At 70.6% G+C, this 15754-nt stretch carries 13 protein-coding genes; all 13 read right to left on the bottom strand.

The features are described 5' to 3' along the window. Nucleotides 1-90: 90 nt before the first annotated feature. The 13 genes from ACVKXF_RS13060 to ACVKXF_RS13120 all read right to left on the bottom strand — a co-directional run bounded on the left by ACVKXF_RS13060 (nucleotide 91) and on the right by ACVKXF_RS13120 (nucleotide 15717). A complete protein-coding gene (locus ACVKXF_RS13060; RefSeq protein ID WP_111085780.1) occupies nucleotides 91-387 on the bottom strand; it encodes a YggT family protein in 297 nt (98 codons plus the stop codon). A 70-nt stretch (nucleotides 388-457) separates the two neighbouring features. Beyond that, the gene (locus tag ACVKXF_RS13065; RefSeq protein ID WP_456795955.1) at nucleotides 458-1036 is read right to left on the bottom strand and encodes a cell division protein SepF; all 579 of its coding nucleotides are present in this window, start codon (nucleotides 1034-1036) and stop codon (nucleotides 458-460) included. 43 nt (nucleotides 1037-1079) lie between these two features. Then, nucleotides 1080-1802 carry a YggS family pyridoxal phosphate-dependent enzyme gene (locus ACVKXF_RS13070; protein ID WP_456795956.1) on the bottom strand — a complete coding sequence of 241 codons (723 nt, stop codon included), beginning with the start codon at nucleotides 1800-1802 and terminating at the stop codon, nucleotides 1080-1082. 7 nt (nucleotides 1803-1809) lie between these two features. Continuing rightward, entirely contained in the window at nucleotides 1810-2970 is a 1161-nt protein-coding gene (gene ftsZ, locus ACVKXF_RS13075) for a cell division protein FtsZ (protein WP_111085783.1), read from the bottom strand. Nucleotides 2971-3115: 145 nt separating this feature from the next. Then, nucleotides 3116-4405 (bottom strand): FtsQ-type POTRA domain-containing protein, encoded by a 1290-nt coding sequence (locus ACVKXF_RS13080; protein WP_456795957.1) that lies wholly within the window; start codon nucleotides 4403-4405, stop codon nucleotides 3116-3118. Further along, the gene (gene murC / locus ACVKXF_RS13085; protein WP_340197020.1) at nucleotides 4402-5823 is read right to left on the bottom strand and encodes a UDP-N-acetylmuramate--L-alanine ligase; all 1422 of its coding nucleotides are present in this window, start codon (nucleotides 5821-5823) and stop codon (nucleotides 4402-4404) included. Before murC ends, ACVKXF_RS13080 begins: the two co-directional genes overlap by 4 nt. Then, entirely contained in the window at nucleotides 5820-6935 is a 1116-nt protein-coding gene (locus ACVKXF_RS13090; RefSeq protein WP_340197021.1) for a UDP-N-acetylglucosamine--N-acetylmuramyl-(pentapeptide) pyrophosphoryl-undecaprenol N-acetylglucosamine transferase, read from the bottom strand. Before ACVKXF_RS13090 ends, murC begins: the two co-directional genes overlap by 4 nt. Further along, nucleotides 6932-8191 carry a putative lipid II flippase FtsW gene (gene ftsW / locus ACVKXF_RS13095; protein ID WP_456795958.1) on the bottom strand — a complete coding sequence of 420 codons (1260 nt, stop codon included), beginning with the start codon at nucleotides 8189-8191 and terminating at the stop codon, nucleotides 6932-6934. Before ftsW ends, ACVKXF_RS13090 begins: the two co-directional genes overlap by 4 nt. After that, nucleotides 8160-9689 carry a UDP-N-acetylmuramoyl-L-alanine--D-glutamate ligase gene (murD, locus tag ACVKXF_RS13100; protein WP_396290952.1) on the bottom strand — a complete coding sequence of 510 codons (1530 nt, stop codon included), beginning with the start codon at nucleotides 9687-9689 and terminating at the stop codon, nucleotides 8160-8162. Before murD ends, ftsW begins: the two co-directional genes overlap by 32 nt. 4 nt (nucleotides 9690-9693) lie before the next feature. After that, nucleotides 9694-10797 carry a phospho-N-acetylmuramoyl-pentapeptide-transferase gene (mraY, locus tag ACVKXF_RS13105; RefSeq protein ID WP_123312954.1) on the bottom strand — a complete coding sequence of 368 codons (1104 nt, stop codon included), beginning with the start codon at nucleotides 10795-10797 and terminating at the stop codon, nucleotides 9694-9696. Then, nucleotides 10794-12299: a UDP-N-acetylmuramoyl-tripeptide--D-alanyl-D-alanine ligase gene (locus tag ACVKXF_RS13110; protein ID WP_123312955.1), complete on the bottom strand. Its 1506-nt coding sequence runs from the start codon at nucleotides 12297-12299 to the stop codon at nucleotides 10794-10796. The genes mraY and ACVKXF_RS13110 overlap by 4 nt, the downstream gene beginning before the upstream one ends. Continuing rightward, nucleotides 12296-13933 (bottom strand): Mur ligase family protein, encoded by a 1638-nt coding sequence (locus tag ACVKXF_RS13115; RefSeq protein WP_456795959.1) that lies wholly within the window; start codon nucleotides 13931-13933, stop codon nucleotides 12296-12298. Before ACVKXF_RS13115 ends, ACVKXF_RS13110 begins: the two co-directional genes overlap by 4 nt. A 14-nt stretch (nucleotides 13934-13947) precedes the next feature. Further along, the gene (locus ACVKXF_RS13120) at nucleotides 13948-15717 is read right to left on the bottom strand and encodes a peptidoglycan D,D-transpeptidase FtsI family protein (protein ID WP_456795960.1); all 1770 of its coding nucleotides are present in this window, start codon (nucleotides 15715-15717) and stop codon (nucleotides 13948-13950) included. Nucleotides 15718-15754: the final 37 nt, after the last annotated feature.

The raw sequence follows: 15754 nt of genomic DNA on the forward strand, positions 1-15754 counted from the left end.
GTACACCGACGACGGACCGGAACGATGACCGCGCTGTCGGCGCGGCGCGTGTCGCGGGTCGGGATCGGCCCGGGAAGGACCTGGATCGGGTCAGACCGCGACGGCGATGCCGTTGACGACGACCCGTGCGATGATCACGACGAGCATGACGATCGTCCAGCCGAAGTCGAGTGCGACCGGCCCCATGCGGAGCGGCGGCAGGACCCGCCGGACCGCGCGGATCGGCGGGTCGGTGATCGTGTAGACGAACTCGGAGACCACGAGCAGTCCACCGCGCGGTCGCCAGGACCGGTTGAAGTTCTGCACGAGGTCGAGCGCGAACCGCCCCCACATCACGAAGAAGTACAGCAGGAGGGCGAGGGAGATGATCCCTAGGATCACGGACACGATGGGGCTCGCTCGTCTCGGGCGAGCGGCGTCATGCGACGACGCTCACGGGCGGGTGGCCGCGGGCGGCTCAGGACTGGGCGAAGAAGTTCGCCTCGATGTCGGACTCTACCTCAGCCGGCTCACCGCTCACTGCGACGTGTGCGGGCGACAGGAGGAAGACCTTGTTCGTGACGCGCTCGATCTTGCCGTACAGGCCGAGCGACAGGCCGGACGCGAAGTCGATCATGCGACGGGCGTCGCTCTCGGTCATCTGCGAGAGGTTGATGATGACGGGGATGCCGTCGCGGAAGCTCTCGGCGATGGACTGGGCGTCCTTGTACTCGCGCGGGTGGACGGTGAGGATCTCGTTCATTTCCTGGACCGGGGTCGCCTTCTGTGCGGTCGTGTGCGAGCGGCGGAGCGGAGTGACCTGGGCGCCGCGCTGGTGGGTGTGCGTCTTGGGCGCCGGAGCGGCGGCCGGGGCCGCGGCCGGAGCCGCGGCGGTGGGAGCGTCCGCCGGGGCGGCCGACTCCTGTGGCGCGGCTGCCTTCGCCTCCGGGGCCTGCTGCCGCGCGGGGGCAGCCTGCTGCGGCTGCTCGTCCTCGTAGTCGAGTTCCTCGTCGGCGAGGCCGAGGTAGACCATCGTCTTCTTCAGCGGGTTGGCCATGGTTCCTCCGGAGGTTGGTGCACGTGGATGCCCTGCAACGAGGCTAGGGTGCCGCCGGTCGATTTCCCGTGATTGCGGTGCCGATCCGCAGGTGTGTCGCGCCCTCGAGCACGGCGTCGGCGTAGTCGCCGCTCATGCCGGCCGAGATGTCGGTGGCGCCCGGTGCGAGTGACACGACCCGCTCGGAGATCGTCCGGAGTCGTGCGAAGGCCGCGCGGGGCTCCTCGTCGAGGGGCGCGACCGCCATCACGCCCCGCAGCCGGATCGTGCCGGTCTCGAGCACGCGTGTGGCCATCGCCTCGACGTCGTCCGGTTGCACGCCGCCGCGGCCGGGGTCGTCGGTCAGGTTGACCTGCACGAAGCCGTCGATGACCGGCGGCTCTGGTTCGGCCTCGGTCGGCGCGAAGGCGTCCACCACCGAGGTCCGGTCGAGCGACTGCACGACGTGCGCGTAGCGACGGACCTGCCGCGCCTTCTTCGACTGCAGCTGCCCGACGAAGTGCCAGGTCAGGGCGAGGTCGTCGAGCTCGGCGGCCTTGGCCTGCGCCTCCTGGTGGCGGTTTTCCCCCACGTCGGTGACCCCGAGCGACGCCAGGGCCCGGACGAGGGATGCCGGGTGGTACTTCGTGACGACGATGAGGGTGAGGTCGTCCGCCGAGCGCCCTGCGGCGCGCGCCGCGTCGGCGATGCCGGTCCGGACGGACGCGAGACGCGCCTCCAGTCCGTCGTCTGGTGACGAGGACGGGAGGCGCGGATCACCTGCCATGGAACGGTTACTTCAGGAAGTCGGGGACGTCGAGCTCGTCGTCGTCGTCGAACGCCGGGTCGGCGGCGCGCTGCACCGGCGGCTGGTGCTCCTGCGAGGCCCAGGACGGGCTCGACGTGCTGGAGTCCTCGATCGCACCGGTCGACGCGGCGACGGGGGCCGTCGCGCTCGACTCGGGGTCGACGTAGCTCGAGCGACGCTCCTTCTGCTGCTGCGCCGGCTCGCCGCCGTCGAAGCCCGCGGCGATGACGGTCACGCGGACCTCGTCGCCGAGGGTGTCGTCGATGACCGCACCGAAGATGATGTTCGCCTCGGGGTGCACGGCTTCCTGCACCAGACGGGCGGCGTCGTTGATCTCGAAGATGCCGAGGTTCGAGCCACCCTGGATCGAGAGCAGCACGCCGTGCGCGCCGTCGATCGAGGCCTCGAGCAGCGGCGACGCCACGGCGAGCTCCGCGGCCTTGATGGCGCGGTCGGCGCCCCGCGACGAACCGATGCCCATGAGCGCGGAACCCGCACCCTGCATGACGGACTTGACGTCGGCGAAGTCGAGGTTGATGAGGCCCGGGGTGGTGATGAGGTCGGTGATGCCCTGCACGCCGGCGAGGAGCACCTGGTCGGCGGTGGCGAAGGCCTCGACCATCGAGATGCCGCGGTCGCTGATCTCGAGCAGGCGGTCGTTCGGCACGACGATGAGCGTGTCGACCTCGTCCTTGAGCCCGGCGACGCCGTTCTCGGCCTGCGACTGACGACGCTTGCCCTCGAAGCTGAACGGCTTCGTGACGACACCGATGGTGAGCGCGCCGATGGACTTGGCGATGCGGGCGACGACGGGCGCACCACCCGTGCCGGTCCCACCGCCCTCACCGGCGGTGACGAAGACCATGTCGGCACCCGCGAGGGCCTCTTCGATCTCTTCGGCGTGGTCCTCGGCGGCACGACGGCCGACCTCGGGGTCCGCGCCGGCGCCGAGACCGCGGGTGATCTCGCGGCCGACGTCGAGCTTGACGTCGGCGTCGCTGAGCAGCAGCGCCTGGGCGTCGGTGTTGATCGCGATGAACTCGACGCCACGGAGGCCGAGTTCGATCATCCGGTTGACGGCGTTGACGCCGCCGCCGCCGACACCGACGACCTTGATGACGGCGAGGTAGTTGTGGTTCGTGGTCACGTCAGTCAGGCCTCCGGTTGAACCCTCAACCTCTACTTGAAGTTCAGGGGCAATGCTGGTAGATGTGGTGCTGGCTTCGACGCTACGGGTGGGTTCCGCGCACTGTCGCCCCGCCACGCCGCGTGTCGCCGATCAGGTCGGCAATTCAGTCCTTCGCGCGGATCACGCCGTTGTCCGGTGCCGACACGTCGTACTCGACGACGACGCCCGGGTTCCGCGCCGCGTGGTCCTTCACCAGGGCGGCGAGCAACGCGGCCTTCGTGTCGGAGTCGTCGGGGCTCCCCCACACGACGGTCGAGCCGTCCTTGAGGGTCAGGGTCACGTCGTCGGCGGTTGACCCGGCGACCCGCGTGACCTGCGACCGCACCGTCGAGGGCAGCGCCAGCACGACCTCGGTCATGGTGCGGAAGCTCGAGGATCCGAGGCGCGCGCGGGCGATGTCGGCGAGCGGCATCGTGGCCGGACGCTTCGGCGACGACTGCACGACGATGCCGGCCGGGTCGACGAGGTCGAACGAGCTGCCGGACTTCACGGCCACGACGGGCGTGCGCTCGGTGACCGTCACGACGAGGGTGTGCGGCGGCGCCTCTTCCGTCACGTAGCTCTCGATGAGCGGGAAGCCGGCGATGTCCTGCTTGATCGCGTCGAAGTCGAGTCGTGCGAGCGGCGTGCCGACCTGATCGGACAGCGCCTGTCGCAACGCGGTCTCGTCGACGCGGTTCGTGCCCTTCACCTCGATCGTCTGCAGCGCCATCAGCGGCGAGAAGACCGCCACCAGGATCGAGACGCCGAGCACGAGCACGATGCCGGCCGCGGTGATCCAGGCAGCGCGCCGGTGACGGCTGCGGCGGGTGAAGCGACGGACCTCGGCCCGCTCGAGCAGGCGGCGGCGGCGCTTCGCGACGCGCGCCTCGCGTGCGGTCTCGGCCGCACGGACGCCGGCACCGATCGGTGCGTCGTCGTGGTGGACCGGCCGGGAGGCACTGCCCGCGTCGAGCACGTCCGTCACGGTCGCGTCCTGGTCGCGTGCACTGCCCGCCGCGCCCCCGGACGGTCGTCGCGCCCCGTCTCCTCGGGGCGCGTTGCCCGCGTCGGGGCGCGAATCGCGGTGGTCCTCGTCCGGTGTGTACTCGCGCAGGCGGTCGGCGACGGCCCCGAAGCCGGCGCCGACGCGGCGGCCGGCCGCGCCCGCGAGGGTGCCGACGCGGTCACGCGTCGAGTCGGCGGCATCGGCGGTCGAGGTGGTGGGGGCCGGGGCCTCGTCGACCGCAGCCGACTCGTCGGACGCGGGACGGGCCTCCCGGTCGTCCGCGGGGCGCCCACGGAACGGGAGCCGCGGCATCGAGGGACCACGACGCTGCCGGGGCGCGTCGGCACCCTCGGCGGGGACGTCCCTGCGGACGTCCCCCTCGTCGAACCCCTCTGGTCGCTTCACCGCGTCAGCGCGCCGTCGTCGTGGAGGGCACCGAGCACCTGCGGGATGATCCGGTACACGTCACCGCAGCTGAGCGTCATGATGATGTCGCCGTCACGGGCGACCGCGGCGGCACGGGCGGCGGCCTCGTCCCAGTCGGGCAGGAACTCCACGCGGGACTGGTCGGCGAAGCGCTCCTGCACCAGGGCACCGGTCACGCCGGGCTCCGGGTCCTCGCGCGCACCGTAGACGTCGAGGACGACGGTGTGGTCGGCGAGTTCCTCGTATACCCGGGCGAAGTCGCCGGCCATCAGGCGGGTGCGGGAGTACAGGTGCGGCTGGTGGATGGCGATGATGCGGCCGTCGCCGACGACGTTGCGGGCGGCCTTCAGCGCCGCCGCGACCTCGGTCGGGTGGTGCGCGTAGTCGTCGTAGACGGACACCCCGCGCTCGACGCCGTGCAGTTCGAAGCGCCGCTGGGTGCCGCCGAAGGCCTCGAGCCCGCGGATCGCGTCCGCGGCGCTGACGCCCAGGCCGGTCAGGACCGCGAAGGCGCCGACGGCGTTGATCGCGTTGTGTCGGCCCGGCACGCGCAGTGTCAGGTGGTGCGCTTCGCCGCCGGAACGGAACTCGACCTCGACGCCCGCGGACTCGATGATCCGCTCGATGCGCACGTCGGCGTCGACGGCCTCGCCGAAGGTGACGACCTCGGGGGCGTCGGCGCGCTGTCGGATGCCGGCCGTGACGGTCTTGGCACCGGCGTCGTCGCTCGAGATGACGATGCGCTCGCTCGCCTTCGCGGCGAACTCGACGAACGCCTCGGTGAACGCCTCCTCGCTGCCGTAGTGGTCGAGGTGGTCGGCGTCGACGTTCGTGATGAGGGCCACGGCGACGTCGTAGAGCAGGAACGAGCCGTCGGACTCGTCGGCCTCGACCACGAACAGGTCGCTCGTGCCCGGCGCCGAGCTCGTCCCGAGCGACTGGATGACGCCGCCGTTGACGAAGCTCGGGTCGAGGCCGAGCTCGACCATCGCGGTGACGATCATGCCGGTCGAGGTGGTCTTGCCGTGGGCACCGGCGACCGCCACGAGGCGGTGCTCGGCGATCAGGGCGGCCAGGGCCTGCGACCGGTGCAGCACCGGCAGACCGCGGCGCTGCGCCTCGAGCAGTTCGGGGTTGTCCGGCCACAGCGCGCTCGTGACGACGATGGTGTCCGCGTCGCCGACGTTCGCGGCGTCGTGGCCGATGTGCACCGCGGCACCGAGGTCGCGCATGATGCCCGTCGTCTCGGTCTCACGGGAGTCGCTGCCGGTGACGCGGTGGCCGGCGGCCAGGAACATCCGGGCGATGCCGCTCATGCCGGCGCCGCCGATGCCGACGAAGTGCACGGTGCCGAGGTCGTCCGGGATCGGCTGCGTCAGGTCGGGCTTGATGGTCATGGTTCCTCCGTGGTGCTGGCTGCGCCGGTGCCGTGCTGCGCGTGCCTCGCGGCGTCGAGGACGAGGTCGGTCATCCGGTCGGCGCCGTCGCGGTGCCCGACGCTGCCCGCCCGGACCGTCATGTCCGCGATGCGGGACCGGTCCTGCAGGATCGTCAGGAGTTGGAACGTCACCCAGTCCTGGTCGAATTCCCCGTCCGCCACGAGCACCGCTCCCCCGGCGTCGACGACGTCCTTCGCGTTGTGGCGCTGCTCGCCGTTGCCGACAGGGTACGGCACGAGCACGCTCGGCAGCCCGACCGCGGTGAGCTCGCAGACCATGCCGGCGCCGGAGCGCGACACGACGAAGTCGCTCGCCGCGTACGCCAGGTCCATCCGGTCGCAGTACGCCAGGACGTGGTAGCCGTCGAGGTCGCTCGGACCGATGTCGGACGCCGCACCGACGACGTGCAGGATCTGCCAACCGGCACCCACGATCGTCGCCGCGGACGCGTTGATCGTGCGGTTGATGCTGCGGGCGCCCGACGAGCCTCCCGTGACGAGCAGCACGGGGCGGGACGGGTCGAGCCCGAACTCCGCGAGGGCCGCAGGCCGGCTCGCACGACGGTCGAGCGACTCGATCTCGCGCCGGAGCGGCATGCCCACGACCCGGCCGTGCCGCAGTCGGGTGTTCGAGAAGGTCAGGCCGACGTGGTCGGTGAGGAACGCGGCCAGGCGGTTGGCCAGCCCGGGCTTCGCGTTCTGCTCGTGCACGACGATCGGGGTGCCGGTGCGCCGGGCCGCGATGTACGCCGGTGCCGCCGCGTAGCCGCCGACGCCGAGGACGACCTCGACCTCGCGCTCGCGGATGATCTGCTCGGTCCGCTTGACGGCCGCTGCGAACCGCTGCGGGAAGCGCAGGGCCGCGCCGCCCAGCTTCCGGGGGAACGGGAGACGCGGGATCGTGAGGAGCTCGTAGCCGCGCATCGGCACCAGGCGGGACTCCAGACCCTCGGCGGTGCCCAGGACGAGCACCTCGGCGTCCGGCTCGCGCTCGGTCAGCCGGTCGGCGACCGCGAGCAGCGGGTTGACGTGTCCGGCGGTGCCACCGCCGGCGAAGAGGTACTTGCTCACCGGAGTCGTCCGTTCGTGGTGGTGCTGTCGAGGGGCGGGTTCGTGGTGCGCGGGTCGTTCTTGCCGGGCAGGTCACGGGCGAACGACAGCACGACGCCGATCGCCACCAGGGTCATGATGAGCGCGGACCCGCCGGCCGAGATGAGCGGCAGTGGGACGCCGAGGACCGGGAGCAGGCCGAGGACCACGGCGATGTTCACCAGCGCCTGGCCGATGATCCACGCGAGGATGCCGCCCGTGACGGTCTTCACGAACGGGTCGCGGGACTGCCGGATGATCTTGATCATGCCGACGGCGAGCACGACGAACAGTGCGAGCACGACGACGGCGCCGATCAGCCCGAGCTCCTCGCCGATGATCGCGAAGATGTAGTCGTTGTCCGCCTCCGGCAGCCACGACCACTTCGCCTTGGAGTTGCCGAGCCCGACGCCGAACACGCCACCGGACGCGAGCGCCCACATGCCGTGCACGGGCTGCCAGCACAGGTCGGCGTACTGGTTGGAGTCGGTGCAGCCGGACAGCCACGCGCTGATGCGCACCTGACGGGACGACGAGGCCATCGTCACGAACGGCAGCATGACCGCCATCGCCGCCAGGCCGACCAGCAGGTGCCGGGCCCGGGCGCCGCCGACGTAGAGCGCACCGAGGACCAGGATGAGCATGATCATCGCGGTGCCCTGGTCGCCACCGAGGATCACGAGGCCGAGCGACAGGAGCGAGGCGATCCCGATCGGGATGAACACCTCTTTCCAGTCGTCGAGCTTGTCGCGCTTGACGTACATGATCGCGCCGATGCCGAGCACCAGACCGAGCTTGACGACCTCGGACGGCTGCGCGGTGAACGAGCCGATGCCGATCCAGTTCCGGTTGCCCTGGACGTCGATGCCGAGCGGTGTGTAGACGAGGAGCTGCAGGGCGAGCGCGGCACCGAGCAGGCGCATCGCCCACTTCCGCCACAGCCGCGTCGGGACACGACTCGCGACGAGCATGAGCGGGACGCCGAGGACCGCGTAGAGCCCCTGGCGGGACGCCGCACCGAAGAAGTCGTGCGTCGCGGCGTACTGCTCGACGCTCGACGACGACAGGACCATCACGACGCCGAAGACGACCAGGAACAGCGTGACGCCGAGGATCGTGTAGAAGGTGCTCGACTCGGCGACGAAGACGTTCTTGACGGCGACGAGTGCGCCGTTCGTGCGACGCGGGGTGCCCGTCGCCGGCGTGCTACGACTGTTCGGAAGATCCGTCGTCGCCATCGGCGTTGCCTCCCAGGTGCTCGTGGACCGCCGCCGCGAAACGACGCCCCCGGTCGGCGTAGGAGCCGAACTGGTCGAACGACGCAGCCGCCGGGGCGAGGAGGACCGTGTCGCCCGGTCTCGCGACCGATGCGGCATGCCGGACCGCCTCGGGCATGACCTGATCAGTGTCCGTCGTCTCCACCTGGAGCACCGGCACCCCGGACGCGTGTCGCGCGAATGCCTCCAGGACGGGGGTCCGGTCGGTGCCGATCACCACGACGGCGCGCACCTCGGGGCCGAACCGCTCGACGAGGGCGTCCACGTCGACGCCCTTGAACAGGCCCCCGACGATCCAGACGACGGTGTCGAACGACGCGAGCGACGCGGTGGCGGCGTGCGGGTTCGTGGCCTTGGAGTCGTCGACCCAGGTGATGCCGTCCGCCTGGGCCACGAGCTCGGTGCGGTGGTGGTCGGCGCGGAACGCCCGGACGGCCGACTGGATGGCGCTCGGCTGGACCGTGCCGGCACGGGCCAGGGCAGCGGCGGCGAGGACGTTCATCGTCATGTGCGGGCTGGCGAGCCCGGCAGCCTCGAGGTCGGCGACGGTCGAGAGTTCGAGCGCGCTGTTCCGACGGTCCTCGGTGAAGGCACGGTCGCAGAGGACGTCCTCGACGATGCCGACGTCACCGGGCGCGGGCACCCCGGGCGTGAAACCGACGGCGCGGCAGCCCTCGACCACGTCGGCCTCCTGGACCATGTCGCGCGTGACGTCGTCGGCGGTGTTGTAGACGCACGCCATCACGGTGCGCTCGTAGACCTTGGCCTTCGCGGCACGGTAGGCCGCGGCGGAGCCGTGCCACTCGAGGTGGTCGTCGGCGATGTTCAGGCAGGCGCTCGCGAGCGGCACGACCGCACCGTCCCCCGAGGTCGCCATGTAGTGCAGCTGGTGGCTCGAGAGCTCGACCACGAGCACGTCGTAGCCGTCCGGGTCGCGCACGACGTCGAGCACCGGCACACCGATGTTGCCGCAGGCCACGGCACGCAGGCCGCCGGCCTCGTACATCGCGGTCGTGAGCTGCGTGGTGGTGGTCTTGCCGTTGGTGCCCGTGATCGTGATCCACGGCGCGGCGACCGGGCCGCGCACGACCTTGTCGCGCACGCGCCAGGCGAGCTCGATGTCACCCCAGACGGTGCTGTTCCGGACGGACCACTGCACGGTCGCGTTGTGCGGCGGCAGGCCGGGCGACACGATGACGACGTCGGGCGCCTGCTCCTGCAGCGCGGCCGGGACGGCGTCGAGCGGGGTCTGCACGAAGCGGGCCCCGATGACGTCGAGCAGCTCGACGCTGTCCGACGGCGCGTCGGTCGAGTACACCGTGACCGCGCTGCCGAGCTCGACCAGGGTGTCGGCGACCGAGAAGCCGGTCGCGCCGAGGCCGAGGACGGCGACGTTCAGGCCCTTCCACCCCTCGGCGTACCAGCTGTCGAGGGACTGGAGGCGGGAGGACGAGGACACCGGGTCAACCAACGCGTGCGATCCATTCGAGGTAGAAGAGGCCGACCCCCGCGGCGACGAAGAGCCCCGCGATGATCCAGAACCGGACGACGACCGTCACCTCGGCCCACCCCTTCAGTTCGAAGTGGTGGTGCAGCGGACTCATCCGGAAGATCCGCTTGCCGTGGGTGATCTTGAAGTACGCCCGCTGCAGGATGACCGAGCCGGTGACGATGAAGAACAGGCCACCGATCAGGATGAGCAGCAGCTCGGTGCGGCTGAGGATCGCGAGACCCGCCAGCGCGCCACCGAGGCCGAGCGAACCGGTGTCGCCGAGGAAGATCTGCGCCGGCGACGTGTTGTACCAGAGGAAGCCGATGAGCCCACCGCAGACCGCGGCCGCGACGACCGCCAGGTCGAGCGGGTTGCTCACGGTGTAGCAGGCGTGCTCGGTGCTCGCGTCGAGCCGGGCACCGCCGCAGATCTGGTTCGACTGCCAGAAGCCGATGATCACGTACGAGCCGATCGCCAGGATGCTCGAACCGGTCGCGAGACCGTCGAGACCGTCGGCCACGTTCACGCCGTTCGACGTGGACACCGTCAGCAGGACGATCCAGGCGAGGAACAGCACGGTGCCGATGACGGTGCCGAGCGCCATGAAGTCGAGCCACGGGATGTCCCGGACCGCTGAGATCATGGTCGACGCCGGGGGCTTGCCGTTCGACGTCGGCACCACCAGGGCGACCGTCGCGAAGATGACCCCGACGATGACCTGACCGAGGACCTTCGCCCAGCCACCGAGCCCGAGGCTCCGCTGGCGCCGGACCTTCAAGAAGTCGTCGATGAACCCGACGAAGCCCAGGCCGACCATGAGGAAGAGCACGAGCAGGCCGGACAGCGTGATCGAGTCGCCCCCGACCAGGTGCCCGACGAAGTACCCGATCACCGCACCGATAATGAGGACGATGCCGCCCATCGTCGCGGTGCCGCGCTTCGTGTGGTGCGACTGCGGGCCGTCGTCACGGATGAACTGCCCCCACCCGAGACGGTGGAACAACTTGATGAAGAACGGGGTGAGCAGCAACGTGAACACCAGCGACACAGCGCCGGCGATGAGGAGCGCGATCATTCGGTGACACCTCCGAGGCGGTCGCCGAGGAATCGCAGTTCCGCCGACTTCGAGGACTTGACCAGGACCACGTCGCCGGGGCGGAGCATGTCCTGGAGTGATCGGACGGCGTCGTCGACGTCCTCGATGAATACCGACTCGCCGTCCCACGATCCCTCGAGGGTGGCGGCCTGGTGGATGGGCATGGCGCCGCGGCCGACGACCACGAGCTGTCCGATGCCGAGACGGACGACGAGCCGACCGATGCGGTCGTGCTCCTCGGTCGAGAACTCGCCGAGCTCGGCCATCTCGCCGAGCACGGCGACGGTCCGCTCCCCCGGACGCACGATCTGCGCCAGGGTCCGCAGCGCCGCTGCGGTCGAGTCCGGTGACGCGTTGTAGGCGTCGTTGATCACGGTGACGCCCTCGGGGCCGCCCTGCAGCAGCTCCATGCGCCAGCGCTCGGCGCGCGTCATCGACGCGAGCGCCGCGGCGCCGTCGGCGAGCGGGACACCCCAGCGGTGGGCGACCGTCAGGGCGGCGGCCGCGTTCATCGCGTGGTGCTCACCCAGGATCGCGAGGCGCACGTCGACGTGATCCGGGCCTCCCGTTCGGCCTCCGTCTGCAGACGGGTCGCCTGCGGGGACGGGAGGCGCGGTGAGGGTGAAGCGGGTGCCGCTGCGGTCCGTCTCGATGCCGGTGATGCGGTAGTCGGCATCCGCCGACGTGCCGAAGCCGACCACCTGCGCGGCCGTCAGCTCGCGCATCGACGCGACCCGGTCGTCGTCGACGTTGAGCAGCGCGGTCGCGGACGCGGGCAGGTCGGTGACCATCTCGGACTTCGCCCGCTGCGTGGCCTCGATGCCGCCGAACTCGCCGGCGTGCGCGAGGCCGACCTTGAGCACGACCCCGACGTCCGGCTCGGCGATGCGCACGAGCGCGGCGATGTGGCCGACGCCGCTCGCCCCCATCTCGACCACCAGGAACCGCGTGTCGTACGTGACCCGGAGCATCGAGATCGGTGCCCCGACGTGGTTGTTGAAGGACCCCTGGGGCGCGACGGTCTCGCCGTGCTGCTCGAGGATCGTCCGGAGCATGTTCTTCGTGCTCGTCTTGCCGTTCGAGCCGGTGATGCCGACGACCCGCAAGGGTGCCGGCCGTCCCTCGGCGTCGACACGGTCGGCGGAGGCCATCCGGACACGGGTGACGACCTCGTGCGCGAGCGCGGCGAGGGCGGCGTAGCCGTCCGCGACGACGATCTGCGGCGCGGTGGTGTCCACCCGTTCGGGCGTGATGACGAGCGCTGCGCCGGCCTCGGTCGCGGCGGGCACGAAGCGGCGCCCGTCCGTGACCTCGCCGGGCAGGGCGAAGAAGACGCTGCCGGGGCGGACCAGGCGCGAGTCGGTCTCGACCGAGCCCTCGACCACCAGGTCGCCGGGCTCGGCGACGTCGGTCGCCTGGGCGCCACCGATCAGCTCGCCGCCGACCGCGGTGGCGATCTCGGCGAGGGTGAGCGCGATCATCGGAGGTCCTCGGCCGGACCGGAGTTCGGTTCCCAACCCGCTTCGCGCAGGGCCTGACGGGCCTCGTCGCGTGCCGAGTAGGGAGTGCGGACGCCGGCGATGTCGCGGTAGTCCTGGTGGCCAGGGCCGGCCCAGAGGATCGAGTCGCCCTCGCCGAGCAGACCGACGGCCAGGCGGATGGCGGCTTCTGGTGGGCTCACCTCGTGCAGCTCGTGGTCCGGGAACGCCTCGCGCGCGGCGTCGACCAGGGTCTTCCGGATCGATGCGGCGTCCTCGAAGCGGGGGTGGTGGTCGGTGACGACGAGGATGTCGCTGCCGGCCGCTGCGACGCGGGCCATGTCGCCGCGCTTCGTGGTGTCACGGTCACCGTCCGCGCCGAACAGCATGAGGACCTTGCCCGGCGTGAACTGGCGCACGGCGGCGAGGGTGTTCTCGAAGGCGTCGGCGCTGTGCCCGAAGTCGACGTAGACGCTCGGGCCGTGCTCGCCCGAGACGCGCTCGGTCCGGCCGGGCAGGTAGCACTCGATGGCGCTCGTCCGTTCGCCGCGCTGCTCGCGCTCGTCCTCGTCGGGGTAGCGGCGGTGGTTCGTCTCGAGCGCGTGCGCGATCGCACCGAGCTCGAAGCCGCCCTCGACCAGCATGACGATCGCCAGTGCGGCGTTCGCGGCCATGTGCCAGCCGATCAGGGGCACACGGGTGGTGAGCTCGCGACCCTCGGGACCGGTGAGGCGGAACTCGGTGTAGGCGGCGTGTGCCTCGACGATGTCGACGTGCCACTCGGCCTCGACGTCCGGGTGCACCGTGATCGTCGTGACCGGGATGCGGGAGTCCTGCACCACGCGGTGGCCCCAGTCGGTGTCCAGCGAGACGACGCCGCGACGGGCGTGCTCGGGCTGGAACAGCGGGAGCTTCGCCTGGTAGTACTCCTCCATGTCGGCGTAGTCGTCGAGGTGGTCGTGCGACAGGTTCGTGAAGGCCGCGACGTCGAAGACGATGCCGTCGACCCGGTGGCGGCTGAGTGCCTGTGCGCTCACCTCGACGGCGACCGCGCGCACCTCGCTCTCGCGCATCCGGGCGAGGAGCGCGTGCATCTCGCTGGCCTCGGGCGTGGTGAGGCGGCTCGTCACGCTGAGCGCGCCGATGTGGCGCTCGGCGGTCGAGCTCAGGCCGGTGACCAGGCCGAGCTGCTTGAGGATCCCCTCGAGGATGTAGGACGTGCTCGTCTTGCCGTTCGTGCCGGTGACGGCGAACAGCTGCGGCAGGTCGGTGGCCTCGTCCGGGTGGGTGCGGTAGACCCAGGCCGACACGTCGCCCAGGGCAGCACGGGGGTCGTCCACGACGAGCACCGGCAGACCGGCGGCCTGCGCGCTCGCCACACCGGCGTCGTCGGTCAGGACGGCGACGGCACCGCGCTCGGCGGCCTCGGCGGAGAACTCCGCGCCGTGACGGTTCGCACCGTGCACGCCGACGAAGAGGTCACCCGGCTGCACCTCGGCGGCGCTCAGCGTGACACCGGTCGTCTCGACGGCGTCGACCGAGCCGACGACGCGGAGGCCGAACGCGTTCGCGAGTTCGGCGACCGCCCTCGGGGTGGGGTGTTCGGGCCGGAGGACCGGGGGGATCCGTGCGGACAAGTATTCCTTCTTCCTCACCACGTGGACGGGTAGAGCTTCGCCTCGGACGCGGAGGGGGCTACTCGGTACTTCTCGAGCACCTGGGACATGAGTGTGCGGAACGCCGGAGCCGCTCCGCTCGACCACTTGTTGGTCTGCGGCTTCGTGAACGTCACCGTGACAACATACTGGGGGTCTTCGGCGGGTGCCATTCCGGCCACCGAGGTGATGCGCTGACCGCCGTAGCCCTTCGAGCCCTCGGCCACCTCGGCCGTACCGGTCTTCGCGGCGATGTTGTAGCCCGAGATCGGCTTCATGCCCACGAGCGTGCCTCCCGTGACCACGCTCTGGAGCATGTCGGTGACCTGCGTCGCGGCGTCGGCGGACACGACGCGCTGCTTCTGCACGTCGGGCGCGTCGATCGTCGTGCCGTCCGAGGTGGTGCACCCCTTGACGAAGTGCAGCGGGATCCGGACACCGTCGTTCGCGATGGTCTGGAACACGCTGGCGACCTGGACCGCGGTCGTCGAGATGCCCTGGCCGAACATCGAGTTGATGTTCGTCTGCTGGTCCCAGTTCGGGCTCGAGCCGTAGTCCATCGACGGCTGGCCCGGGTAGTCGATCGCCGACTCCGGCTCGAACAGTCCGAACTTCTGCATGTAGTCGTAGCGCTGCTGAGCCGTCAGCCGCGAGCCGAGCTCGGTGATGCCGACGTTCGACGAGTTCTGCAGGATGCCCGTCAGCGTCAGGTTCTCGGTCTCGTGGAACTCCGAGTCGTGGATCGTCCCACCCCAGGGGAACGTACGCGAGTAGGGCACGACTGCCTGGTCGGTGGGACTCGACTTGCCCTGGTCGATCAGGGCGGCAGCGATGGCGGCCTTGATCGTCGATCCGGGCTCGTAGCTCGCCGTGAGGGCCCGAGAACCGAACGCTCCCTTGTCGGTGGTGGCGTCCACGTCGTTCGGGTCCACCGTCGGGTAGTCGGCGACCGCGAGCAGCTCACCCGTCTTCACGCTCGTGACCGTGGCCGTCGCGGACTCCGCCTGCAGGGTCTTCGCGGCGGACGCGATGGTCTGCAACGCCATGTACTGCAGGTCGCTGTCGATCGTCGTGACGAGCGTGCCGCCGTCCTTGGCCTGTTTCTTCGTCACGGTGCTGCCCGGGAGCTGGACGCCGTCCTCACCGCGCTCGTAGGTCTCCGAGCCGTTCGTGCCGGCCAGGCACTTGTTGTACGCGTACTCCAGGCCGGCCTGCGCGCCGTCGGTACCCATGAAGCCGGTCACGTTGCCCGTGGTCGCACCCGTCGGGTAGACCCGCGACGCCTGCTGCTCCTTGTAGATCCACGGGATGCCGAGGTCGGTCACGGCCTCGTAGTGCTTCACGTCGAGGCCCTTGACCAGGTAGGCGAAGTCCGACTTCGGGTTCGCGGCGATGTTCTTGCGCATGGTCGCGACGTCGCCGCCGGAGGCCTTCGCCAGGGCGGTGAGCGCCGTCGACACGCTGATGTCCTTGACCCGTGTCCCACCGAGCTTGCCCGTGAACTTCTTGACGAGTCGCGGGGCGGTGGTGATGTTGTACCGGGTGACGCTGTCGGCGAGTTCGGTCCCGTTGCGGTCCACGATCGAGCCGCGGGTGCCGTAGATGGTCACCGGGATGCTGCGCTTCTGGGTGGACTGCTCGTTGAGGGCCGAGGCCTGCACGACCTGGATGTCGACGAGACGGACCACGAAGACGCCCACCAGGGCGATCACGGCGATCATCACGATGCTGTATCGCAGTCGGCGGTTGCGGATCGTCTTCGTCACGCGGTGCGGTCCTTCCCGGATGGTGCTGAGGGTGGTG

Source organism: Curtobacterium sp. PvP017 (assembly GCF_054060195.1).